At 46.4% G+C, this 235-nt stretch carries 1 protein-coding gene; it reads left to right on the top strand.

Going from position 1 to position 235, the window contains the following annotated elements; all coding sequences use genetic code 11:
• Positions 1-235, top strand: a 235-nt coding sequence (locus tag SB765_RS33895; RefSeq protein ID WP_410933070.1) for a hypothetical protein, incomplete at both ends; no start/stop codon positions are given.

The raw sequence follows: 235 nt of genomic DNA, 5'->3' as shown, positions 1-235 counted from the left end.
GCAGTGGTGGTAAAAATAATCCTCAGCTTCCATCATATTCGGTAACTTCAAAAGTTGTTGGTGACGCTGCTGCCAAAACTTACGGTATGCAGCCAGGCCTGTATTTTGGATATATGGTCGATGATTATGGAAATGTGATTGGGCAGTTCGAAGTGGGTATAGATGATGCAAACGGCCAAGATCCTGGCCCTCTATCAGCTCCTGGAAAGAATGGCGGCATGCATAAAGAAGCGCC

The sequence above is a fragment of the Pseudomonas sp. SIMBA_067 genome (assembly GCF_046534675.1).
Classification (GTDB): domain Bacteria; phylum Pseudomonadota; class Gammaproteobacteria; order Pseudomonadales; family Pseudomonadaceae; genus Aquipseudomonas; species Aquipseudomonas putida.
The sequence above is the reverse complement of the archived record's forward strand: the minus strand, read 5'-3'. Positions and strand labels throughout refer to the sequence as shown.